This window comes from Croceicoccus sp. (genome assembly GCF_983967925.1).
Window position 1 is genome coordinate 21,621 of the sequence record NZ_CFETID010000022.1, and the last position, 22,885, is coordinate 44,505.

Genomic DNA, 22,885 nt, shown 5'->3' on the forward strand with positions numbered 1-22,885 from the left:
GATGTCTGGAAACGGTAAGCTCAAGGTCGTGATCAACAAGCCTGCATGCTGCGGCTATGGCGTCTGCGCGGAAATCTGCCCGGAAGTGTACAAACTCGACGAGCATGGCATCGTCTATGTCGATGACGAGATCGTGCCAGAGGGTCTGGAGGACAAGGCGCGCGAAGGGGCCGATGCCTGCCCGCAATCCGCATTGGCAGTGGTCGACGCCTGAGGGGAGAGCCTGAGGAGGGCCGGAGCGCATTCCTCTGCCTCCTTATCGAACCTCCCTATCGGTTGACAGGGCAGATATACCTTGGTCTCGGCGACGGTGGCCTTCAGTAAAGGGGGCGAGCGATGCGTGCCGAATTGAATCCGCTATTTTCACCATTCTCCTGCAGGTCGCTGGAACTGCGCAATCGCTTCGTAATGTCGCCCATGACGCGGCAATTCAGTCCCGATGGCATTCCCGGTGAAAAAGTCGCCGAATATTACGCGCGCCGCGCGGCCAGCGACGTCGGGTTGATCGTAACCGAAGGGGTCGGAATCGATCATCCTTCGGCCATCGGTGAGGGCAGCATGGGCGAAAAGGACATTCCTGTCCTGCATGGCGACGCCGCCCTGCAGGGCTGGCGCAATGTCGTTGACCGTGTGCACGAGGCCGGTGGCCGGATCGTGCCGCAATTGTGGCACATGGGCGCGGTGCGCAAGGACGCGAGTCCGCCCCATCCCGAAGTGCGCTCGCTCCATCCGGGGAACATGGATGAGGGCGATATCGCCGATGTCGCGGCTGCCTTCGCACGTAGTGCGGCCAATTCCAAGGAAGTGGGTTTTGACGGGATCGCGCTGCATGGCGCGCATGGCTATCTGCTCGACAGCTTCATGTGGGAGCAGATGAACAGCCGCAATGACGAATGGGGCGGCGACGTCGCTCGTCGAACGCGTTTCCCTGTCAAGGTCGTCGAGGCGGTGCGGGAAGCCGTTGGTCCCGACATGCCGATCTTCTTCCGCATATCGCAGTGGAAACTGCAGGATTACGATGCGCATCTTGCCGATAGGCCCGAAGGCCTTGGTGTCATCGTTAACGCCCTGGCCGAAGCCGGGGTCGATATTTTCGATGTCAGCACCCGGGTTTTCTCCCGCCCGGCGTTCGCCGGTTCCGACATGGGCCTCGCGGGTTGGATACGCCGCTTGTCCGGCCGCCCGACCATGACGGTCGGCGGCATCGGCTTCGACAAGGAACTGGCAGCCAGTTTCACGCAGCAGACCAGCGTTCTCGACAATCTGGACGAGGTTGTCCGCCGGTTCGAAGCAGGCGAATTCGACCTGGTGGCGATTGGTCGGGCCTTGCTGATGGACCCGCAATGGGTGGTAAAGGCCAAGGCAGGCGAGGCTTTCAAGCCCTTCGACATGTCTGCCTATGCGCGACTTGAGTGAAGCTGCGCGTCAGAAGGCTTCCGACGTGGCATAGATGTGCATGCGCGCTGCATTGGCGTTGCCCGTCTGCTCGCACATAAACCGGATCGCGCGGGCAATATCCTCGGCCTGCATTGCCGGTAGAAATTCGTCCCAGCCGGGCTGGCCCCTGGACTTTATGTCTTCGAAGATCTCGGTCGAAGTCGTACCGGGCGAGACCAGCCCGACCCGGACACCGGACCCGGCAAGCTCGACCCGCAGCACCTCGGTAAAGCGCTCCAGCGCCAGTTTCAGCCCGCCGTATATGCCGGTACCGGCTGCGGCGATGCCGGCGCCGATGCTCGACACGTTCACGATCTGGCCTGTTCCCTGCGCCTTCATATGGCGGGCGAACAGTATGCTGGCACGGACGACGGCCGAATAGTTCACCGCGATCATTTGGTCGAATTCGTCCAGATCGAAATCATCGTGGTGACTGGTGCGCAAGATCCCCGCATTGTTTACGAGGATGTCGACCTTGCCGAACGCTGCCAGCGCATGGTCCAGCAACGCGCTCGCGGACGACGGATCGGACAGGTCGAGCGCCATGAATTGCGCAGCCTCCCCGATTTCCTGCTGCAACGCTTTCAGCCGGTCCTGCCGCCGCGCCACCAGCAGAACCCGCGCTCCAGCCGATGCGAGAATATGAGCCGTCGCGGCCCCAATTCCCGCAGAGGCACCTGTCACTACAGCGACTTTTCCATCCAGCATTATGCCTAATCCCTCTCCGATCCGATGATTAACGCCGTGAAAGTGCGCCGCGCAATCTTCCAGCCATCGCTCGTCCGGACAATGAAGTCATCGTATGAGCCGATCCCGCGTTGCATCGGACCCTGCTTGTTTTCCGGGCTCAGCAGCGCATCGACATAGCTGGTTGCATTGGCACCGCCTTGGGCATGGGTAAGCTTGATATTGCTGATCCGGTGCAGCGTCGGGCCCAGCCGCGCATGGGCTTCCCGCATGTAATCGGTAAAGTCGGCGATATTCTGCCAGTTGCCAAAGTCGCCGTAATCGGCTTGGCAATCGGCGATGAAGCAGCTGCGGAACAAGTCCCAGTCCCGCAAGTCTATGGCGCTTGCATAGGCGATCAGGACAGCACTGATCGAGCGTTCGTCCTGGGCGCTGAGCCCGGTATCGATCCCGCAATTGATGTTCATGTTTTCTGCCTTTCCCCCAATTTCACGGCCACGACCGGATCACAAGATGTTCCGGTCCCAATATTCCGTCCGTGGCGGGCTGGTCAGCATGGCTGCCATCTGGTCCATCACGCCGCTTTGGGTCCGAAATGCGACATAGGCTTCATGGTCGGCCCGCGACGCCCATTCCTCGATAAAGATGACGCGATTGGGATCGTCGGCATTGTGGCGAATGCTGATATCGACAAAGCCCGGAAACGCCCTCGTTTCCTTCAGAGCTTCGGGGATCTGCTCGCAGAAATCCTCGACAAGTTCGGGCTTCAAGGCCAATTCCAGTGTCACGATGACTGTATCTTGCATGGCGCTTTCTCCGTTCGATCGCGTTATCGGCCGATCGGATAGAAAATCGATTTTTCGTGCTGATATTCGCGCAGCCAGCCGGGACCATATTCGCGCCCGATGCCGGATCGCTTGTATCCGCCGATGGGGGCGTCGCTCATCGTGCCCGTCCCGCCGTTCAGTGACACGCTGCCGGCCCTGATTTGCAAGGCCATCTCGTATCCCTTTGCGGCATCGGCTGTTTCGACCGCGCCATTCAGGCCATAGCGGGACTCGTTGGCTATGCGGATGGCCTCCTCGTCCGAGGAGAAGCCGATGATGCAGCCGACCGGTCCGAAAATCTCGTCCTGCGCGATGGCCATGTCGTTGGTCACGTCGTCGAACAGGGTCACTTCGGTGAAGAACCCCTTGTCGAGACCGGCAGGACGCCCTCCGCCACACACAAGGGTCGCACCGGCGGACTGTCCCAGCCCGATGAAATGCTCCACCTTGCTGCGCTGGCTTTCGCGGATCAGCGGGCCCATGCGGATCGAAGGGTCGGCCGGATTACCGATGCTGATCTGCGCGGCGACGGCAGCCGCGGTGGCGGCGAAAGCCGGACGCAAGCTTTCGTGCACAAGGAAACGTGTGGGAATGGCGCAGCCCTGACCGGCGTTGATCGAAATAAGCGTCGCGGCCATGGCGGCGGCGCGCTCGACATCGGCATCCTCGCGCACGATCAGCGCCGATTTGCCGCCCAGTTCCAGATGGACCTTCTTGAGAGTGGGCGCGGCCTGCCCCATGATCTGGGCGCCGACGCCTTCCGATCCGGTAAAGGTCACCATGTCGATCCGCTCGTCAGTGCAAAGCAACCGGCCTTCCTCGATCCCGCCGGTCACGATGTTGAGCACGCCCGGCGGCAGGCCGATCTCGTCCGCCACCTCGCCGAAGAGCAACGCCGAAAAAGGTGTGAACGGCGATGGCTTCAGCACCAGTGTGCAACCGGCGAGCAGGGCAGGGCCGATCTTCGCAAGATTGAGCAGGAACGGAAAATTATAGCCGGTTATAGCGGAAACGACGCCGATCGGCTCGCGCACCACCGTTGTTCCGCCGATCGAGCGTGGACCATCGGGGGCGAAAGGATTGGGTGTGATATCGATGGGCAGCCGTTCGGGGCGGTCGCGCCGGGCATGGCCGATCGCGGCTTCGAGCAATCGCAGCGGATTGTCGACCTGCATCAGCTGGGTCACGCCTGCGGCACAGCCGACTTCGGCTATGATCAGCTCGGCAATGCGGCCCTGTCTTGACCGGAGCGCGCGCGCCATCTTCTCGATCAAGTCGGCGCGCTCGTCCATCGACATGTTGGGCCACGGGCCGTGGTCAAAGGCTTCGCGGGCGGCGGCAATGGCCAGTTCGACCTGTTGTGCCGACGCGACGGGCGCATGGGCGAGGATTTCTTCGGTGGCGGGATTGATGACAGGCTCGGTGCCGGCCTCTGGCGCGTGCCAGCTTCCATCGACATAGAGCTTTGAAATATCGGTAAAAGCTGTGTTCATGGGTTTGTGTCCCTGCCGAGAATCATGTCTGCGGCGTTCATGGCGATGGCCATCGCCGGTGCATTGGTATTGCCCGAGACCAGCGTGGGCATGATCGAGGTGTCGCACACGCGCAGGCCGGTCACGCCTCGCACGCGCAATTGCGGATCGAGCACGCTCTCTGCTTCGACGCCCATCGCCGCCGTGCCGGCGATATGGAAAGACGTCCCGCCAAGCTGGAGCAGGTTGGCGAGGATATCGTCGTCCGAATGGATCTTCGCCGCAGGGCCGACCTCCTCGACGATCCATGGCGACAGCGCGTGCTGGCCGCCGAAACGGCGAATCCATTTGAACAGGGCCAGCGCCCTGTCGCGGTCCAGCTGTTTGCTGAAATGATTGGCATCCATTTGCGGCGGGGTAGCGGGATCGGCGGACCGGATATGCGTCGATCCGCGGCTCTCGGGCCGGGTGAAATAGCCCAGCAGGCGCATGCCGGGAAAATTGTCCAGCACGACCCTGCCGCGCGCATCCTGCTTCATGGTGACCATCATCGAACCGATCTGCGCATCGGGACGGTCGAGGTCCGGCGCAGTCTTGATGAACCCGCCGACCTCATGCGCGGCGTCGGTCATCGCTCCCCGGCGCAGCAACAGATATTGCAGGACAGAGGATATCAGCCCGACTCCGCTCAGCTTCTGGTTGGAACTGTGGCCACGGATGCGCCAGTCGATCGCGACATAGCGATGCTCGCGCAGGTTCTCCCCCACCAGCGGGCTATGCGCCGTGACCGTGATGCCCAGAGACTTCAGCCGCTGCGCATCGCCGATGCCGGAAAGCTCCAGCAAGCGGGGCGATTCGACCGCTCCGGCAGACAGGATGATTTCGCCCTCGCAGCCGATGGTCCTGCCTTCGACCACGATACCCACGGCGCGGGTGCCTTCGAAGGCAATCCTTTCGGCGGATTTGCCGGTCAGGATATAAAGGTTGGGCCGTTTGCAAGCCGGGTCGAGGAAAGCCCTCCCGGCAGAGAAGCGCTCTCCCTTCCACGTGGTGGTGGCCTGATATCCCATGCCCTGGTCCGCGACGACGTCAACCGCGTTCACATCGCTGACGGTCGGAACGCCCATTTCGGCGCCCGCGCGCAACATCGCATCGGTAACCGGATTGCCGTGCCTTGCCATCGAAATGCGCAATGGTCCGCCCGTGCCGCGCCACGCGGCCGCGCCCAGCGCGTGGTCCTCCAGCGCGACGAAATGCGGGCCCATGCGGTCCCAGCCCCACCCGTCGCAACCGGCCCTTTTCCAGTCGTCATAATCCTGCGGTGCGCCGCGCATGTAGACCATGCCGTTTACCGAACTGGAACCGCCTATGCCGCGCCCCTTCAGCCATGTTTCCTCGGGCTGGTTGCCAGCCGGAGTGACGCCATAGGCGAAGACGTGTGGATTGGCCGGATCGAGCAATTTGCCCACACCGCGCGGCATGCGGATCAGCGGGCTCTTGTCATCTGGGCCGCATTCGATGAGCAGCACCCTGTTGGCAGGGTTCGCGCTCAGCCTGTTGGCAAGGACGCAGCCCGACGAGCCGGCACCGACCACGATGTAATCGAATGACATCTCGTCCATCATGGCAAGCGCGCGATTCATTTTCTCTCCCGTCGATCAGGGATGTGTCGCGCCTGGGTGCCAGCCTCTGTCCTACCCGTTGACAGGTTGGCGCTTTTTTTGCGCGCCTAACTTGGCGTGAAACGAGAAAAGACAAAGAGAGGAACGTGCGAATGGGTGATCCGACGCCGCAGCAATTGATCGACGAGGCGGGACTGGACGCGGACATGGCCGCCGGTGTCATGCCCGGCCTTTCCGCAGCACTGACGGCCCTTAGCGAGGAAAGCGGACTTTCCGAGGCCGGTCATCAGCGAGCCCTTGCGCAGTTTCGCGACAATCTGGCGCGCCTTGCCGCCATTGCGGCTGACCGCAGGGCGCATCCGGAGATCGCCGATGTCGAGATTGTGTGCCCGGTTTTCATTCTGGGCCTTCCGCGCTGCGGAACGTCGATCCTTCACGCGCTGATCGGGGCGGACCCGCAGATCCGCACTCCGTTGCAATGGGAGGTTGCCGCGCCATCGCCGCCGCCCGATGCCGCGACCTTCGATACCGATGCGCGCGCGGACGGGTTCGACGCCTATGTGCGGGAGAATTTCACCGGCGCCTGGGCTGATGTGCTGAAGGCGCATCCGATCGGATCGCGCATACCGCAGGAATGCGGCATGATCCTTGAGACTGCGTTTCAGGGGATCAACCCGACAATGCTGTTCCGCTTGCCGTCCTATTACGACTGGTATCGCAAGGCGGATACGCGTTTCGGCTATGGCGTGCACAAGATGTGGCTGCAGCATCTGGCATGGAAGAACCCGCGCAAGCGCTGGGTGTTGAAGGTGCAGGAACATGCGCACCACCTTGCCGAACTGCTTTCTGTCTATCCGGACGCGGTGCTGGTGCAGCCGCATCGTGATCCGGTTACGGTCATGGCGTCGATCTCGCGCCTGATTGAAGTGATCCGATGCGTATCTTTCGACCAGATCGACCGTGACGAACTGGGGCAGGAATTGCTGCACCTGTGGCACGACGGGCAGGCTGCAGCGCTTGCATGGCGTGAGGTCAATCCGCAGGTGGAGGTTCTAGACCTTGCCTTTCGCGACCTCATCGCCGACCCGGTTGAGGCGGTACGCAAGGTCTATGACCATGCCGATATCGATTTCACGGGCAGGACCGAGGAAGCGGTATCGCGCTGGTGGCGTGAGCATCCTGCGGACAAGCACGGGCAGCACCGCTATGAGCTGGCGGACTATGGCCTGACGCGCGAGCAGGTCGAGGGCGTTTATGCCGATTACATTTCTGCCTACAGGCCATATCTGTGAGCCGCTGGGCCGATTATCTGGCGCAGCTTTCCTCGGTAGAGGACGTGCTTGCCATGCTTCCGGCCAAGGCTAATCCGGCTGATGTCGCCGAAGCGGAGCGCATGCTTTTCATGGCGCTCGCTTCGGGTTGGTTGACCGCCTTTGCGAATCGCGACAATCCCGATTTCGTTCCGGCGGTCGGCACCCATTTCAACCTTGTCGGCACCAATCCCGATTTCATTTACGCGGCGGCCTCCATCGATGGCGATGGCAGCTACCTGCTAACGGGCGAGCGCGGTGAAAGCCTTTTCGTGCAGATGGATATCACGGCAGGCGGCCTAGGCGTGATGGATGCGTTGGGGCCATCGCTGGGGACGGTCGATTTCGACGATCTTGCGGTGGATGGGGAAGGGCGCTTTTCCCTGATGTTGAGCCATGAACGGCCTGCGGGCTGGAGCGGCGACTGGCGTCATCTCGATCGCTCGGCTCGATCGCTCTCCCTCCGTCAGGCCAGCTATGACTGGGGTGCGGAAAGGGAAGCGCGAATTGCCATTGAACGGACCGACATCGCCCATTCTCCCCGTCGGTGGACGCAAAGGGAAATCGGCGAGCGGCTGATGGCGCTATGCGGGTATCCCAAGCGGATCGGGACCATGTCCCTGGGCTTTATTGCTGCGCAACAACAAAAGGGTTTGTGGAACGCGGTCGAACATGACGACTGGGCGGGACGCGGCGGCGTTGAGGGGCAGCATTATTACCAGGGCCTGTTCCGGCTAGAACCTGGTAGCGCCCTGTTGCTGGAAAGCGCATTGCCCGATGCGGTGCGCTACTGGAACGTGCAATTGAACGACATGCGCTGGAACACGATCGATTGGATGAACCGTCAGTCGAGCCTGAATGGCGGGCAGGCGAGCATCGATGCCGATGGCAGGTTTCGCGCAGTGATCGCCTTGGATGATCCGGGCATCGCCAACTGGCTGGACCCGGGCGGTTATTCGGAAGGCTCGATCATGCTGCGCTGGAGCGGGGCGAGCAGTGGGCCGGAGCCGAGCCTGACCGTCGTTCCCCTCGACAAGCTTGATGCGCGGCTGCCTCCGGAGACGATACGGATTTCGCCAGCGGAAAGGCAAGAGGCCCTGCGCGCGCGCCGCCGTTCCGTGCAGATGCGCCGCCGTTGGTAGCAGAGCGCCGTCAGGCCGAGCCGAGCTTCTCCGCGCCGCCCGTCAGCACATCGTCGCCCATGCGCGCACGGGCCTGTTCCTCGTCCGCAAGGCCTTGGGCGGTGGGGTGCTGGACATCGTCCTTCGTCAACCTGCCGGTCAGCCTGTCCCAATGCGTGACCAGCAGGTCGTCGCGTTCGACGAGGTCTGACAGCGCAAGTTCCGGCGCGTCTTTCCAACCTGCCAGCTGTCGGAGGAATTGACCTTGTAGATGCCGACATAACGATATCGCGGCGTGGTGGGGATCATCTGTCCATGGCTGCGAAACGCCAGCAGGGCTGCGCTGTGAACGCCCGGACGGCGCACGGCGGCAGGCAGATAGCTGTCGGCATACCATTCGTGCAATTCGGCGTCCTTGCCCGGTGCGGCATTGAACTGTTCGAACACGACGCCGCCCGAATGTTCGATTTCGGGGTCGTTGTTCCGGAATGCCAGCGGATAATAGTGATAATCCTCAAGCACGCTGTCATCGATGGCGGTGGTGACCATCATGCGGCTGGTCAGCGCATTCTCCCAATGCTCGCGCGAGAAACGTTCGGGATCGAATACATCGTAAAGGGCGAAATACTGCCAGTCATATTCCGGCGGGATGTCCATCGGCTGATGCGGACTGCGGCTAAAACGCTGCGCGGTGACAGAGCCGCGGAATCGCAGTGCATCGCGGATGTGGATGTTGGTGTACCAGTCGTCGAGGTCAGCCTCGCGCCCCGGACGCGCCTTGGTCAGTACGACGAGGACCGCTTCGATCATGCCTGCTATCCGCCAACGCGGGTAAAGGGCATGTGCGGCGCGCCCATCGTTTCGCGATAGGAAATCGGCTGCTTCCCGTCGAGATCGCTGACTCCGTAACGCGCGCCCATTTCGGCCCCGATCAGCGCCTGCCCGGTGAAGGACATTATCCTGGGGTCGGCGTACAGGGCTTGCAGTACGCGCGCGGCGAATTCGGGCGTCTCCCATTGGGGAAGGCTTTCGCGCATGTCGGGGGGCAGCATGTCGGCAGGCATGGCTTTCACCGCATCGGTCAGGATGAAGCCCGGCCAATAGGAAATTGCGGCCACGCCGTGCGGGGCAAGGTCCACTGCCATGTCGGCCATCATCTTGTCGGTTCCGGCCTTGGCCGCGCCATAGGCGGCCCCGTGGAAATAGGACACCGCGCCATAAAATGAAATGCTCGCGATCAGGCCCTTGCCCGCCTTGGCCATCATCGGTGCCGCATGCCACGAAGCGACATAGTTGGAGCGCAGGCCGACATCGATCATATCGACAAGGTGCAAAGGCTTTTCCCAGAACGGACCGGGCGCGATCAGGTCCATCGCATGCACCGCCGCGGCATTGTTGACCAATATTTCGATCCGGCCTGCTTCGTGCTCGATCCGGGCGAAGGCACTGGCGACCGATGCGTCGTCGGCATGGTCGCATGCGATGGCAATCGGCTTGCCGCCGCGGTCCGCGATTTCGCCGGACACCGCCGCCAGATCCGCCTCGTTCCGGCCCGTCACCACCACGGTAGCGCCATCGGCTCCGAACTCGCGGGCGATACCCCGGCCAAGGCCCCTTGTTGCTCCGGTAACGACTGCGACAATGCTCATTTTTTCTCCCCCTGTACCCGAGTGCCCTGCGGCAACGCATAGGCAATCAGCTCGTTGCTATATCCCGACAATATGCCGCCATGTCCGCCGGCGGCGATCACAACGAATTGCCGACCGGACCGGTCGGACCAGTAGGTCATGGGCGTGGCATTGCCGCCCGCCGGTAGTCGTCCATGCCAAAGCTCCTTGCCCGACCGAAGTTCATAGGCGCGGATCATGTGTTCCTGCGTGGCACCGATGAAGGCCAGTCCGCTGCCCGTGACCACGCCGCCGCCGATATTGGGCACGCCCATCGGGATCGGTATGCCAAGCGGCATCATCAGCGGGCCGCTATCGCGCGCCGTGCCGAACGGCTTTTGCCAAAGCAGCTTGCCCGAAACGAGGTCGACAGCGCTGACGAGCCCGTAGGGCGGCTCTGTACAGGGCGCGACGAGCAGGGACAGGAACGGCGCAACCGAGGCTGCATAGGGTGTCCCCGTTTGTGCCACGGGCCCTGCAACGTTTTCGTAACTTGGGACCGCAACGGGCTTCAGGCCGATCCTGTCGGCTTCTTCGCGCGGTATCAGGCGGTTGTAGTTCAGGACATGCGACGAATTCACGAATGCGATGCCCCGCACCGGATCGACAGCGATGCTGCCCCAGTTGTTGCCGCCCAGAGAGCCCGGCCAGATGATCGACGCGCGGTCGGTCTCGATCGGAGTCATGTGCCCGTCGAAACGCGCCTGCCGGAACTTCAGGCGACACCATGCCTGATCTACCAGCGCCATGCCCCACATGCTGCGCTCGCTTGGCCGCGGCCCTTCGAAACTGGGCAGGCCGACCGAGAACGGCTGCGTGGGCGACGCGCGGTCGCCATCTGCCTTCGAAGGCGTCACCGGCAATTCGGCAACCTCGGCGATGGGCTCTCCCGTGCGGCGGTCTAGCATGAACAGCTCGCCCCGCTTCGTCGGCTGCAGCAGGGCGGGGCGGCCGTCGGGCAGATCGAACAGGACAGGCTGTGATCCGACATCGTAGTCCCAGATATCGTGATGGGCCGTCTGGAAATGCCAGCGCGGCCGGCCGGTTTCAGCATCCAGCGCAACTACGCTGGTCGAGTATCTCTCCATTTCCGGCGTGCGGTGCAGCCCCGTATAATCCGGGGTGGCATTGCCCATCGGTACATAGACCATGCCCAGCTCTTCATCGGCGCTCATCACGCTCCAGCTGTTGGGCGTACCTGGGGTATAGGTCTCGCCCGGCGCAGGCTCGCCCATCCGGTCGGGGGCGCCCATGTCCCATGCCCATGCCAGCTTTCCGGTGATGGCATCATAGGCGCGGATCACGCCTGAAGGCTCGCCGACCATCTGGCCGTCGGTGACCCAACCGCCGATCACCAGCTTCCCCGAAACGAGCGTGGGCGGTGAGGAAACGTGGTAGTAGCCCGGCGGGGCCTTGCTCATGCCGCGTAGCAGATCGACTTCACCTTCTTTGCCAAAATCGGTGCAGGGCTGCCCTGTCTGCGCGTCGAGGGCGATCAGGCGGCTGTCGATAGTCGCGGTGTAGATCCGCGCGGCACAGCTTTCGCCGGCTGCCGCATCGGGCGCCGCGAAGTAAGTGACGCCCCTGCATGTCTGGCCGAAAACCCCGGTCGCGTCGGCATGGGCTTCAAAGCGCCAGATCTGCTTACCGCTTTCGGGATCGAGGGCGATGACGTCATTATAGCCGGTGCAGACATACAGCCGGTCGTCAACCATCAGCGGGGTTGCCTGAAAAGGCGCGGGCTGACCGTTCGGTTCTCGCCCGGTCGAATAGCGCCACACCTCTTGCAGCGCACCGACATTGGCAGGGGTGATCTGGTCAAGGGGCGAAAAGCGGCGTCCTGCCTGCAGATTCCCGTAATGATGCCATTCGCCGTCGCGCGCAGATGCGGGCGCTCCGGCCAGACCGGCAAGATCGGTGCCGCCGGTGATACGGTCGTTCCAGAAAGTCCACGAAAGCCCCGCAAGCAGACCCAGAAGCGCTACGCCCAACAGTCCGCCGCTGATCCGCGTGACGGGGACGACGCCCAGCGATCGCCGCACCCATGGGGTAAGCAGCCAGATGCCGATGACCGTAAGCAAGCCCATCCGGCCCAGCAGTGGCCAGAAGGCGAAGCCCGCTTCCCAAACCGACCATGCCAGCGAAAGGGTCCATATGGCGGCATAGACATAAAGCGCTCTTGCCGATTGACGCCAAAGCAATCCGGCGACGGCAATGAATGCCAGACTGCCAGCCACATAATATGGCGAACCGCCCGCCAGCAGAAGTTGTGCGCCGATCCAGATCAGACTGATGCCCAGAAGCAGCACCAGTATTGCCAGCAAACGATTTAACCAGGTCACCTCGTTGCAATCTCACTTTTATGCGGATCAGGGCACAAGTGCACTGGGGCCACCGAACGCCATGCGTGCGATCACGGCGGGGGCGATATTGATCGCTAGGAAAGTCACCTGAAAAAGCAATACCATGCCCCACAGCCGAGCCCATTCCCGGCCGAGGCCGGCGGGCTTGGTCGCTGCGCCAAGGCGAACCTCATGCGCCATGAATCCTTGTTGATCGCGATCGGCAAGCATCCCGACGAACCAGCCAGCCCACAGACCGATGAGCAGGGGGAAAACGAGCGGCAACCGTCCCTGTTCGCTTTCCAGCGCTGGTCCCACCACCGAATCATAGGTCCACCAGCCGTTGGCGACTGAACTGCCCTCGACATAGATCTGATAGGCAAGGAAGAGCGGAAACGCGGTCATGAACGATAGCGCATAGGCCGATCGAGCAGGGAATTTGCGCTTGAGGAACAGCACCAGCGAGGTCAGCAAGGGAATCGAGACGGCAAACCACCATCCCCAGCTGAACGGCATGAACAGCGGCTTCACCGGCGTCGTATAGGCCATCTCGCCCCAGAATGGCAGGCGCGCGAATTGGGGGTTCCATGCGACATAGGCGCCCCAGTCACCGAAAAATTCCTGCCAGAAACCGCTTGAGGCTGCGATCAGCATCAGACCGAAAAGCGGGATGCGGCGGTTCTTCACCGCAAGCGCCGCGGCCGCCAGAAGCAGCGCACTCCACAGATAGATGCTGCCGGTTTCCATCACCCATGGATTGACGGGGTCGCCCATCGTCTGGGCGGCGAGCGCCTCAGGACTCATCGCGCCATTGCCTTGATGTGTTCGGGAAGGTTGTGGTTGTAGCATTTCTTTTCGTAGAGGCCGGAAATGCGCCAGCCGTTCTGGGTGCGGCGGAACTGGTGGATGTACCACAGGCCGAAGAAGATTGTCTGGGGCTGCCCATCATCGCCGGGAACGACCATCGGGTTTGTGCAGACCGACCGCGTTTCGCAGCGATCACCGTCAAAGCTGTATTGCGTGGTCGAAACCGCATGCTGCGACATCGGCACGGGCCCAAGACTGGCTGCGAGGAACGACTTGATATCGGCCAGCGAACCTTTCACGCCGACCATTTCGCTATAGTCGATTACGGCATCATCGGTGAAATAGCCGTCAAGGGCATCGAAGTCCTTGTTGTCCACGGCATAGCAATATCCCACCATCAGGTCCTGAATCTCGAACCTGTCCGACATTTCTTCGATCGAAAGCACGGCAGTCTCCCTTCTGTCCGCTTATGCCACATGAATGTGCGGGTAATCGCCGGTCTGTTCCTGCCGATTGGTAGGTTGCAGACCGCAGCATGGAATTGAAAAGGGCCGCGATCGATGGCCGTATCCCTCTTCGGGCCTGGTCAGACGTATCCCTACGCTGCAAGATCGCAGCTCGACATAATGGAGAGTTTTTATGGCTGGACGGATCCCGCCCTTCACACTGGATGATTTCAAGCTTTCGCCCGAAAAGCGTGCCGAGATTTGCGAAGGCCTGACCGAACGTCAAACGTTCATGGTCAACCAGTGGATGAACCTGCACGACAAGCTGAACGTAGGCGACTGGTCCGGATTCGACGAGTTCATGGACAAGGACAAGATGACCTACGACAATCCGAACCGGCCCGATCTGGGGACGTTCGAAGAGTGGAACAGCTCGCCCCGCGCGCTTTTCACTACGTTCCCGCCGTCGGTCTACCGCACGCTCAAAGCATGGGGCCGTGGCGACGACGAGATCTGCGTCCTGTGCCACCACCACGGCAAGCACACGGGCGGCCCCTACATGGGTGTTCAGCCGACAGGCAATCAGCTCGACGTGCTCTGGTTCAGCTGGATCAAGTTCGACGGCGACAAGATCGTGCACATCTATTCCATCTCGGACGTGCTTTCGATGCTGATCGACCTTGAAGTGATCGAGGCTCCGCAGCCGGTCGATCCCTACAAGTAAGGCAGCGCCAGTCATGACGCGAAAGGGGGGCAATTCTGCCCTCCTTTTTCGCGTCATAGCGCGACCGGCCGCGTCGCTGGGTTAGAGGCTGAAACCGCCATCCACGATGATCGTCTGGCCAGTAATATACGACGCCCGGTCCGAGGCGAGGAAGCGAACCGCTTCAGCCACGTCCTCACCGTTGCCAAAGCGGCGCAGGGCGATCGTCTTCTTCTGCTGTTCCCAGATTTCAGGCGTGTAGAGCCTCTTGACCAATTCTGCGCCAAGGCCGGCGTCGATGATTCCGGGCGCCACCATATTGGCGCGGATACCAAACTTGCCTTCTTCCTTGGCGATTGCGCGGCCCAGCGCTTCCATGCCTGCCTTGGGAACCGAAGATAGCGCATCGCCGGGCGGGAAGGTGTAGTTTGCGACCGACACAACGATCACGAAATTACCGCTTCCTTGCTGGCGGAACACGGGCAGTGCTGCTGCAACGACGCGCATCAGGCCGAGCAATTCGGTCTCGATCACCTCGCGCCACTGGGGTTCCTCAATCCGGCTGACGAAAGGCTGTTCGATGGCGACACCCGATGCGAATACCACCGCATCGATCCGCCCAAAATGATCACTCGCCGCCGCGACGGCCGAACTCACGGACACAGGCTCGGTCAGGTCGCACGGCACCGGCCAGCCCTCGCAGAATTCCGGCAATTGAGTGGCAAGCTCTTCAGCGGCCGATTTGTTCGAGCGATAGGAAAGCGCAATCCCATCAAAATCCTGCGCAAGTGCGTGCGCGCAGGCCCGGCCGAGGCCACCGGTCGCGCCGATGACGAATGCTGTCCTCCCGCTCATCCGGCGGCATCCGCAGAAACGCGAGCCAGCTGATCGAGCAGTTTTGCTGCGAATTCGTCATTGCGGTCGGCGGTGAACATGTGGCCCACGCCTTTCGTGATCAGCACTTCAAGCTGGGGAGCAAGCTTCTGGAAACGCGCTGTATTATCGTCATGAACCAAGTGGCTTAGTTCCGCACGGACCATGACGACAGGCGAAGAAACGCGTGCCGCCGCTGCGAGTACCGCCTCGTTCTCACTGGCGGGGTGGAGGAATTCGTCCTTGCCGGTCGCAGGGTCCCAGTGCCAGTGCCATCGCCCGGCAGGATCCTGCCTCATGGAACGGCCAAGGCGCGATGCATCGTCGATGCGGGGTTGCTCCAGATGGAGGGCCAGTGCGTCTGCAGCCGCATCGAGACTTGGATAGCCATCCGCTCCCTCGGCAAAGAATCGGCGGATTCCGTCAATCGCGTGATTGGGCATGTCCGGCGCGACATCGGCCAGCATGATCAGCCGCACTTTTTCGGGATGGCGCGATCCGGCGATCAGCGAGGCCTGCCCTCCACGAGACGCGCCGACGAGCACTACGTGATGGTCGAACTGATCGAGCAGGCTTCCGACATCTCGGGCAAATGCGTCGACATGATAATCGCCATCCGCCGCCCAGTCGCTTTCGCCATGGCCGCGCAGGTCGAACGCAATACCGTAATAGCCCGCCTCGCCAACCTTGCGGGCAGAGCCCCGCCATGAGCTGCGGCTTTGGCCTCCGCCATGGAAAAAGAGGACGGGCGGAGCCTGCGGGTCGCCAAAGGCTTCACCCGCAAGCTCCAGGCCGTCCCCCTGATATCTGACTTTCGTGCCGTACAACTTAGGCGGATACAGGCACGGTTTCGGCGTGGCTCGGGTGTTCACCGGGTCCCTTGTAGGTGAACTTGCCGGGCGCATGGTGCCATTTGCCGTCATCGCGGCTTTCATACGGGGATGCCACTTCGATCAGGCAGCCATGGGTGCTCTTGGGGCCCACCCAGCTCCACTTCTGCCAGGTCATGTCGGGATCGTTGAACGTTTCGCCGTCTCCGGGAAGATGCAGGCCTTCGGCCTTCATTTTTTCCATGGCGGCGGGGACATCATCGGTGCTGAAGCACAGATGGTGGACATGCTCACCAACCTTGTCGAGCCGCTTGCCGAGCGGAGTTCCGGGTGCGGGCTGGATGAACTGGATCTCGGTCGAATATTCATTGACGAAGGTGGCCCATTTCATGCCGGCATCGTCGCCGCTCGAAAATTCGTCATATTTCACGATCGGCTTTTCAAGCGATTGCGGATCGAGCACGCGAAGGATTTTCGTCCAGTCCTCGATCGCCTGATCGAGGTCGCGGACGACCATGCATACATGGGCAAAGGGACCGCTGGGCATTGTTGTTCTCCTTGAATTAGATCAAAATCGTGGCGGTGCCGGCGTTGACAGTGCCGCGCCCGTCCACATCGAGCTTGAGATCGCAGGTGACGCGATTGCCTTCGACAGAGGTTACCTCGCCCGAAGCAATGACGCGGTCGCCTTCGTAGACATTGTCGAGAAAACGCGAATCCATCGTCTCGATCCGGCAACCGGGAAAGGCCGTCATCAGCATGTTCATCATATAGGCAACGTTGATCGGACCCTGATTGATCCGCTTGTTACCAAGCCCTTTGGCCTTCACGACCTCTACATCGAGGTGGATCGGGTTGGGGTCGGCAAGAAATACCGACCAATCGCGCATGGCGTCAGGGCTGACCGTTTCGATCACGAAGGGAGGAAGCGTGTATCCCGCCTTGATGTCTGCTGAAACGCTCATGCGGCAAGCTCCTTGCGCGGCAGGACCCAGACATTGTCCGTTTCCAGGACGGCATCGCCGCCTGCAGCCGGATGCAGGCGAAGGCGATAGGTGAGGACGTCCATCACGCCCAGCTTGCGGCTCTTCTTGCGCACGAGGCTGAGGATTTCGCCGGTAACCCGATAATCCTGCCCGACCATAAGCTGTCCTGCAAAGCGAACACCGGACGAACCCATCATCGGGCCGTCTTCCACGTCGAATTCGCAAGTCTCGCACACGCCGCCCACGGTCTTGCCCATGGCGACCTGCGTGGCGATGTAGTAATAGATCGGATGCGCACTGCCGTCAGTCGCGGGCTGCACGCCCGTCGACCGGCATAGCGCCGCATTCTCGTCCGCGGCGATCGAGAATATCGCAGTTCCATCCAGCGAAGTGCCAGCGACATCGGGGGCAGGGGGAAATTCTTCCATTTGCTCCATCCTCAGAACGACCGGGGAAGGCCGAGATTCTCGGCGATCGAATTGCGCACCATCTCGTTCGAAATGGGCGTCATGCGCAGGATGCGGTGGTCGCGCCAGTAACGCTGCATGTCGGTTTCGGCCGAATAGCCCATGCCGCCCATGATCTGGATACCCATGTCGGCGGCCTTTACCGCGTTTTCCGTGGCGACCATCTTCAGCATGTTCGCTTCATTGCCGCACGGTATGCCGTTGGATTGCATCCATGCGACATTATACAGCAACAATTCGGTCAACTTTTGCGATGTAGCTATATCCGCGACATAATGCTGCAGGATCTGGAAGCGACCGATCACGCCGCCAAATGCCTTACGTTGCATCATGTAATCCAGCGCATCTTCCAGCACGCCGTCGATCGCGCCGAGACATTGTGCGCCTACCATGATGCGCTCATTGTTAAGGCTGGGCAGCATCGCGCTCCATGCGTTCCCGGGTTCGCCCAGAACGTCCTCATCCGGAACGAAAACGTCCTCGTAATGAACCTCGCAACTGCCCATTGCGCGCATACCTAGCTTGGGCAGGAGGCTTGCCGTGATCCCCGGCGACTTTGCGTCGACGAACAGAGCGATCAGGCCGTGATGTTTTTTTTCTGCGTTGCGGTCACTCCGGGCAAGTACAAGCAAGCGATCGGCGACCTTCGCAGCCGTAGTCCACATTTTCGCACCGTTGAGTTTCCAACCGCCATCGACCTTATCGGCAAAAGTCTTCATCGCGCCCAGCACGTCGGTTCCGCCATCGGGTTCGGTCATCGAGATCGATACGCGGAGATTGCCGGCCGCCATTTCTGGCAACCAACGCTGCTTCTGCTCTTCATTTCCGGCAATCGCGATCGAATGGGCACCCCCAAACGAAGTGAGACCCCAGACCCATAACAGGCCTCCGGCAGTACGAGACATTTCGCGGGCGAAGATCATCTGCATCACAACATCGCCACCAAGGCCGCCGTATTCCTCGGGAATGCCGACGCCAAAGAATCCTTCTGCTTTCAACTTTTCCCAGATCTCGAAGGGATAGTTCTGCTCATCTGCCTCAAGCTTGCGCATGAGATCTTTGGGCAACTCCGCATCGACCCAACGTCTTACGACATCGCGAAACGCGATTTGCTCTTCGGTGAGATTGAAATCCATGCTTACCTCGTGCTTCGCATCGCCACGACTGAAACCTATCGAACGGCGGGTTAGATCGACAGTCCGCCCTCGACAGGCAGAACGGAACCGGTAACGTAGGAGCCTGCGGGGGAGGCCAGATAAATCGCTGCACCCGCCATGTCTTCCGCCAAGCCGGTTCGACCGCGCGGCACCATGGATTCGACCATCTTGCGCATCGCATCATCGGTGATCACGGTCATGTCGCTTTCGAAGAATCCCGGCGCGATGGCATTCACGGTGATATTGTCCGAGGCGAGGTTTTTGGCGAGCGACTTGGTCAGCCAGTGGATCGCGCCCTTCGATGCCTGATAGGCATAGACTTCGCGCGGGCCGACTTTGAGCGCGCCGACCGACCCGATATTGATCACGCTGGCCGGTCGTTGTGCGCTGCCCCCCGCACGCAGCAGCGGCAACAGCTTCTGCAACAGAAAGAAAGGGCTCTTCAGGTTGAGGTCGAGGACGCCGTCCCAATCGGATTCCGTAAATTCGTCGATCGCGGCGTCGGACAGAGTGCCTGCGTTGTTGACGAGTACATGCAAAGCTTTCTCGCGGCCCGAAAGCTCGGCTACCAGCGCCTTGATGCCGTCGATGGTCGAGATATCGGCAGCGATGCCGATGACGTCGCCGGGGATATCGTCGGCCACGGCAGCGACCTTTTCCGCGTTTCGAGCACAGATATAGACCCGCGCACCCGCTGCGGCGAGGCCTACGGCGATCATCCGGCCGATTCCGGCGCTGCCGCCGGTGACCAGTGCGACACGGCCTTTTACCGAAAACAGCTTGGCGGCATCGATCATCCCACGATCTCCAACATCATGTCGGCAAGCCCTTCGGGATCGCCTACGTTGAATGCATGGTCGCCCGGATGCTTGTGCATCGTCCAGCCAAGCTTTTCGGCCCGTTCGTGCATCATGCCCATGATTGTGTGTTCGGCAGCGATATAATCCACCGCATGGGTGATCGATTCCGCGCCGACGGGAATGACGCAGCTGGTGGCGCGCATTGGCTGGTCAGACAGGTGGTCCAGCAGCCATTTCTCGCGATTGCGATCCATCATGTGCGGATGGTCCTTGGCCATCGCGCGCTGTTGTTCATGTACGCCCGAGCCCATCGGACCCTCTCCGCCATCCAGCATGGCATCCAGTCCGGCGGCTTCCTCTTCGCTCGCGAAACCCATCATCGATGCGATGCGTTCACCCGCGTGGGGCACGATCGCGTCGAGATAGATGACGCGTCGAACGCGGTCGCCCGCCTGCGCCAGCACGCCTGGCGCGACGGTGCCGGCATAGGAATGCGCAACCAGGATGACGTCCGACAGATCTTCATACTTAAGGACGTTCACGATGTCGGTCACATGGACCGCATTGCCGACGTCGCGGCCGATCAGATGTTCCCGTTCGCCAAATCCGGTGAAGGTGGGGGTGAATACCGTGTGCCCCTTGGACTCAAGCGCATCCCGCATGAATTTCCACGTCCAGCCGCCCATGCCGCCGCCATGCATCAGAAGAAAAACAGCCATTATTCGGGCGCTCCGGGTTCAAGGTTGAGGACGAGTTCGGGGGGCACGTCAGGGCCCCACAGGTAAAAGCTGTCATCCGGCGAGTGCTGGGCCGCGGGCCATTCGCAGTCTGCCGGGATGAAATCGATATCGGCCGAAAACTCGGCATAGCTGCCCCACGGGTCGCGGGCATAATAGAAGTAGTTGCCGCCAAGAACGTGGCGACCCACACCCCAGCCTTCCTTGTAACCGGCGCGCATCATCTGCGCCGATCCAAGGCCCACTTCCTGGAACGAACCGACATCCCAGCTGCTGTGGTGCATGCCGCGATGCGTCGATCCGACCAGGGCAAGCAGGTGATGGTCGCTGCCATGCGGGCCGTGCAGGAACGCGACAACCGGGCCGCTGCCGTCGGACAGGCGCAGGCCGAGATTTTCCTCGTACCATTGGGTCGCCGCCATCACATCCGATGTAAAGATAGCGAAATGGGAGAGATTGCGCGGCTTGGTTTTGGGCGCTTTCGAATTGAAAATGGCGCCCGACTCGCCAGCAGCAGACGAAGTCGTCTGAAACTGCGTCTTTGCATCGGGCGAACATTTTTCGGCGACCGCAAGGTGAATCGGCATGTCGTCGAAGCCAAGGATCCAAGTGCCGCAGTTAGGCGCCTTTGCGGACGCTTCGATGCGCTTCACGCCGTTCTCATCCAACCGGGCGAGCAGCGGCGCTTCGTCTTCTTCGTACACCCCGAAGCTGATGTAGCGCAGCTGCTTCACTGGACCTTCGACGATCCGCGCCCAGCACTGGTCGTGGCCAAAGGTATAGAGTTCCAACCCGGCATCGGTCTCGCGCACGTCAAGCCCGAATGCGGTGTAGAAGTCCTTTGCCACAGCCAGATCGGGCACCTGGAGGCCGAAATGGTCGATCGAATGCACGCCAAGCGCACCTGCGCGTTTTTGCGCCATTTATCTCTCCCGTTACAGTCGAGCTTCAGCTCATTCTGCGACGACACGATTGCTAAGCAATCCGATGCCTTCGATCTCCACTTCGCAAATGTCGCCCGCCTTCATCCAGACCTGCGGATCGCGCGCCACGCCGACACCGCCGGGGGTGCCCATCACCAGCACATCCCCTGGTTCAAGTGTCATGAACGTGGACAGCAGATGGATGGTATTGGCGACGGTGAAGATCAGATTGCCGGTGTTGGATGATTGCATGACATTGCCATTCACCCGGCATTCGATCTTCAGTCCAGAAGCGCCTGCAGGGACTTCATCGGGCGTGACCAGCCACGGGCCGAAAGCGCCGGTGTCGTCGAAGTTTTTGCCCGCGGTCCACTGCGGCGTGCGCATCTGGTAGTCGCGCAGGGAGGCATCGTTGAAGACCGAATATCCGGCCACGTGATCTAGCGCATCGGCTTCGGAAATGTTCTTGCCGCCCTTGGAAAGGACGACCGCCAGTTCGGCCTCCCAGTCAAGCTGGCTTGAGATTTTCGGCAGGATAATGGGCGCGCCGTGGCCCATCAGGCTGGACGGGAAGCGGCCGAACAGCACGGGAAAATCAGGAATGTCGAAGCCAGATTCTTCCGCGTGGTCGCGATAGTTGAGGCCCATGCAGACGATCTTAGAAGGCCGTGTGACCGGGGGAAGAAAGTTCAGCAATGCTTCATCGACGACTTCGCCGTCTGCCGCGGCCTTGCCGGCCGCCGCCAACGATCCTTCCGCGATCTTTGCGTCGAGGTCGGCCAGTTCGCTGTCCCAGACAACCCTGATCTCGCCATCGGCCTTGGCGGCGAGGCCGATCCGGCCGTCCTTGCTTACTCTTGCAATGCGCATTTCAATCTCCAATCCTGAATTTACTCGCTGGCCTTTTGGCCGGTTCCGCCACCCGTGGCGGGCATAAGGTTGATGCTCATTCCGCCATCCACCAGAATATCGATGCCGGAAATGTGACCCGCTTGCGGTTCAAGCAGAAAGATAATCGCATTGGCCACGTCCTCGGCCATTCCCAGCTTACCAAGCGGAATCATCGATTCGCGCTGTGCCCGGCGCTGGGGGTCGTCATAGCCAGCCTGCGTCATTGGCGTGTAGGTCGGCCCCGGCGACACCGTGTTGCAGCGAATGCCGTCCGGCCCCCATTCCAGCGCGCATTGCCGCATCAGCATCAGCAGCGCGGCCTTGCTCGACGAATAAAAGCCGAGCCCCGGGGTCGGCTGCGTTGCCGACATGGAGGCGGTGGCGATAAAGGCCCCGCGCGAATGGGCGAGATAGGGATGAGCCGCCTGGCCCAGCAGCCAAGTGGCGCGCGTGTTGATCGCGTACACACGATCGAATTGTTCTGGCGTCTGATCGACCAGCGGTGCGCCCGAGATAATCCCCGCATTGCTGACGACCCCGTCGATCCCGCCCATGAAATTGGCGGCAGCGGCGATGATGTCCTTTCCGCAATCGGGTGACGAAAGATCGGCGACAAAAGCGCGTGCCGCGGGCCCGATGGCCTCTGCCACGGCCTTGACGCCGTCAGCATCCCTATCGGTCAGCAGCATCTGGTGGGGTTCATCCTGCCCGGCCAGCAATTCCGCGACGGCCCTGCCAATGCCGCTGGCGGCCCCCGTAATCACGACTTGCATCACAAAT

The 22,885-nt window shown here is 61.3% G+C and carries 26 protein-coding genes; 5 read left to right on the forward strand and 21 right to left on the reverse strand.

Annotation, left to right across the window (positions count from 1 at the left end):
* The first annotated feature begins 1 nt into the window (after position 1).
* The gene (locus AC4FIJ_RS12500) at positions 2-214 is read left to right on the forward strand and encodes a ferredoxin (RefSeq protein WP_066849472.1); all 213 of its coding nucleotides are present in this window, start codon (positions 2-4) and stop codon (positions 212-214) included.
* 122 nt (positions 215-336) lie between these two features.
* Entirely contained in the window at positions 337-1,416 is a 1,080-nt protein-coding gene (locus AC4FIJ_RS12505; protein ID WP_490337052.1) for an oxidoreductase, read from the forward strand.
* A gap of 9 nt (positions 1,417-1,425) precedes the next feature.
* On the opposite strand, the gene AC4FIJ_RS12510 is transcribed toward AC4FIJ_RS12505, so the two are convergent.
* From AC4FIJ_RS12510 to AC4FIJ_RS12530, 5 genes are read right to left on the reverse strand one after another with little or no spacing between them, the layout of a single operon-like run.
* Positions 1,426-2,145, reverse strand: a complete 720-nt coding sequence (locus AC4FIJ_RS12510; RefSeq protein ID WP_490337053.1) for an SDR family oxidoreductase — start codon at positions 2,143-2,145, stop codon at positions 1,426-1,428.
* Positions 2,146-2,150: 5 nt separating this feature from the next.
* On the reverse strand, positions 2,151-2,591 hold the full coding sequence (locus AC4FIJ_RS12515) for a nuclear transport factor 2 family protein (RefSeq protein ID WP_490337054.1): 441 nt from the start codon (positions 2,589-2,591) through the stop codon (positions 2,151-2,153).
* A 39-nt stretch (positions 2,592-2,630) separates the two neighbouring features.
* On the reverse strand, positions 2,631-2,930 hold the full coding sequence (locus tag AC4FIJ_RS12520) for a putative quinol monooxygenase (protein WP_490337055.1): 300 nt from the start codon (positions 2,928-2,930) through the stop codon (positions 2,631-2,633).
* A 23-nt stretch (positions 2,931-2,953) separates the two neighbouring features.
* A complete protein-coding gene (locus AC4FIJ_RS12525) occupies positions 2,954-4,444 on the reverse strand; it encodes an aldehyde dehydrogenase family protein (RefSeq protein ID WP_490337056.1) in 1,491 nt (496 codons plus the stop codon).
* Positions 4,441-6,066 (reverse strand): GMC family oxidoreductase, encoded by a 1,626-nt coding sequence (locus AC4FIJ_RS12530; protein ID WP_490337057.1) that lies wholly within the window; start codon positions 6,064-6,066, stop codon positions 4,441-4,443. The genes AC4FIJ_RS12525 and AC4FIJ_RS12530 overlap by 4 nt, the downstream gene beginning before the upstream one ends.
* Positions 6,067-6,197: 131 nt before the next feature.
* On the opposite strand from AC4FIJ_RS12530, the gene AC4FIJ_RS12535 reads away from it, so the two are divergent.
* Together AC4FIJ_RS12535 and AC4FIJ_RS12540 are read left to right on the forward strand one after the other, a co-directional pair.
* The gene (locus tag AC4FIJ_RS12535; RefSeq protein ID WP_490337058.1) at positions 6,198-7,337 is read left to right on the forward strand and encodes a sulfotransferase family protein; all 1,140 of its coding nucleotides are present in this window, start codon (positions 6,198-6,200) and stop codon (positions 7,335-7,337) included.
* The gene (locus AC4FIJ_RS12540) at positions 7,334-8,497 is read left to right on the forward strand and encodes a hypothetical protein (protein ID WP_490337059.1); all 1,164 of its coding nucleotides are present in this window, start codon (positions 7,334-7,336) and stop codon (positions 8,495-8,497) included. Before AC4FIJ_RS12535 ends, AC4FIJ_RS12540 begins: the two co-directional genes overlap by 4 nt.
* A 138-nt stretch (positions 8,498-8,635) precedes the next feature.
* On the opposite strand, the gene AC4FIJ_RS12545 is transcribed toward AC4FIJ_RS12540, so the two are convergent.
* From AC4FIJ_RS12545 to AC4FIJ_RS12565, 5 genes are read right to left on the reverse strand one after another with little or no spacing between them, the layout of a single operon-like run.
* Positions 8,636-9,286: a hypothetical protein gene (locus AC4FIJ_RS12545; RefSeq protein WP_490337060.1), complete on the reverse strand. Its 651-nt coding sequence runs from the start codon at positions 9,284-9,286 to the stop codon at positions 8,636-8,638.
* A 5-nt stretch (positions 9,287-9,291) separates the two neighbouring features.
* Positions 9,292-10,125 (reverse strand): SDR family NAD(P)-dependent oxidoreductase, encoded by an 834-nt coding sequence (locus AC4FIJ_RS12550; protein WP_490337061.1) that lies wholly within the window; start codon positions 10,123-10,125, stop codon positions 9,292-9,294.
* Positions 10,122-12,485 (reverse strand): membrane-bound PQQ-dependent dehydrogenase, glucose/quinate/shikimate family, encoded by a 2,364-nt coding sequence (locus AC4FIJ_RS12555; protein ID WP_490337062.1) that lies wholly within the window; start codon positions 12,483-12,485, stop codon positions 10,122-10,124. The genes AC4FIJ_RS12550 and AC4FIJ_RS12555 overlap by 4 nt, the downstream gene beginning before the upstream one ends.
* A gap of 27 nt (positions 12,486-12,512) precedes the next feature.
* Positions 12,513-13,289 (reverse strand): hypothetical protein, encoded by a 777-nt coding sequence (locus tag AC4FIJ_RS12560; protein WP_490337063.1) that lies wholly within the window; start codon positions 13,287-13,289, stop codon positions 12,513-12,515.
* The gene (locus AC4FIJ_RS12565; protein ID WP_239806411.1) at positions 13,286-13,738 is read right to left on the reverse strand and encodes a nuclear transport factor 2 family protein; all 453 of its coding nucleotides are present in this window, start codon (positions 13,736-13,738) and stop codon (positions 13,286-13,288) included. Before AC4FIJ_RS12565 ends, AC4FIJ_RS12560 begins: the two co-directional genes overlap by 4 nt.
* Positions 13,739-13,931: 193 nt before the next feature.
* On the opposite strand from AC4FIJ_RS12565, the gene AC4FIJ_RS12570 reads away from it, so the two are divergent.
* Positions 13,932-14,462 (forward strand): ester cyclase, encoded by a 531-nt coding sequence (locus AC4FIJ_RS12570; RefSeq protein WP_066849505.1) that lies wholly within the window; start codon positions 13,932-13,934, stop codon positions 14,460-14,462.
* Positions 14,463-14,543: 81 nt separating this feature from the next.
* On the opposite strand, the gene AC4FIJ_RS12575 is transcribed toward AC4FIJ_RS12570, so the two are convergent.
* Genes AC4FIJ_RS12575 through AC4FIJ_RS12625 form a run of 11 tightly spaced genes read right to left on the reverse strand, consistent with a single transcriptional unit; the run spans position 14,544 to position 22,878 of the window.
* A complete protein-coding gene (locus tag AC4FIJ_RS12575) occupies positions 14,544-15,296 on the reverse strand; it encodes an SDR family NAD(P)-dependent oxidoreductase (protein ID WP_490337064.1) in 753 nt (250 codons plus the stop codon).
* A complete protein-coding gene (locus AC4FIJ_RS12580) occupies positions 15,293-16,249 on the reverse strand; it encodes an alpha/beta fold hydrolase (RefSeq protein ID WP_490337065.1) in 957 nt (318 codons plus the stop codon). Before AC4FIJ_RS12580 ends, AC4FIJ_RS12575 begins: the two co-directional genes overlap by 4 nt.
* A complete protein-coding gene (locus tag AC4FIJ_RS12585) occupies positions 16,143-16,691 on the reverse strand; it encodes a VOC family protein (protein ID WP_232469059.1) in 549 nt (182 codons plus the stop codon). Before AC4FIJ_RS12585 ends, AC4FIJ_RS12580 begins: the two co-directional genes overlap by 107 nt.
* Positions 16,692-16,707: 16 nt before the next feature.
* On the reverse strand, positions 16,708-17,109 hold the full coding sequence (locus tag AC4FIJ_RS12590; protein WP_066849511.1) for a MaoC family dehydratase: 402 nt from the start codon (positions 17,107-17,109) through the stop codon (positions 16,708-16,710).
* Complete coding sequence (locus AC4FIJ_RS12595) at positions 17,106-17,558, reverse strand: hypothetical protein (RefSeq protein ID WP_232469061.1); 453 nt, start codon at positions 17,556-17,558, stop codon at positions 17,106-17,108. Before AC4FIJ_RS12595 ends, AC4FIJ_RS12590 begins: the two co-directional genes overlap by 4 nt.
* Before the next feature lie 11 nt (positions 17,559-17,569).
* Positions 17,570-18,733 (reverse strand): acyl-CoA dehydrogenase family protein, encoded by a 1,164-nt coding sequence (locus tag AC4FIJ_RS12600; protein ID WP_490337066.1) that lies wholly within the window; start codon positions 18,731-18,733, stop codon positions 17,570-17,572.
* A gap of 50 nt (positions 18,734-18,783) precedes the next feature.
* Positions 18,784-19,551: an SDR family oxidoreductase gene (locus AC4FIJ_RS12605; protein ID WP_490337067.1), complete on the reverse strand. Its 768-nt coding sequence runs from the start codon at positions 19,549-19,551 to the stop codon at positions 18,784-18,786.
* Entirely contained in the window at positions 19,548-20,273 is a 726-nt protein-coding gene (locus tag AC4FIJ_RS12610; RefSeq protein WP_490337068.1) for an alpha/beta fold hydrolase, read from the reverse strand. Before AC4FIJ_RS12610 ends, AC4FIJ_RS12605 begins: the two co-directional genes overlap by 4 nt.
* Positions 20,273-21,214 (reverse strand): VOC family protein, encoded by a 942-nt coding sequence (locus AC4FIJ_RS12615; RefSeq protein WP_066849524.1) that lies wholly within the window; start codon positions 21,212-21,214, stop codon positions 20,273-20,275. The genes AC4FIJ_RS12610 and AC4FIJ_RS12615 overlap by 1 nt, the downstream gene beginning before the upstream one ends.
* Positions 21,215-21,244: 30 nt before the next feature.
* Positions 21,245-22,084 carry a fumarylacetoacetate hydrolase family protein gene (locus tag AC4FIJ_RS12620; protein ID WP_490337069.1) on the reverse strand — a complete coding sequence of 280 codons (840 nt, stop codon included), beginning with the start codon at positions 22,082-22,084 and terminating at the stop codon, positions 21,245-21,247.
* Positions 22,085-22,104: 20 nt separating this feature from the next.
* Positions 22,105-22,878, reverse strand: coding sequence for an SDR family NAD(P)-dependent oxidoreductase (locus tag AC4FIJ_RS12625; protein ID WP_066849530.1), 774 nt, complete (start codon positions 22,876-22,878; stop codon positions 22,105-22,107).
* Positions 22,879-22,885: the final 7 nt, after the last annotated feature.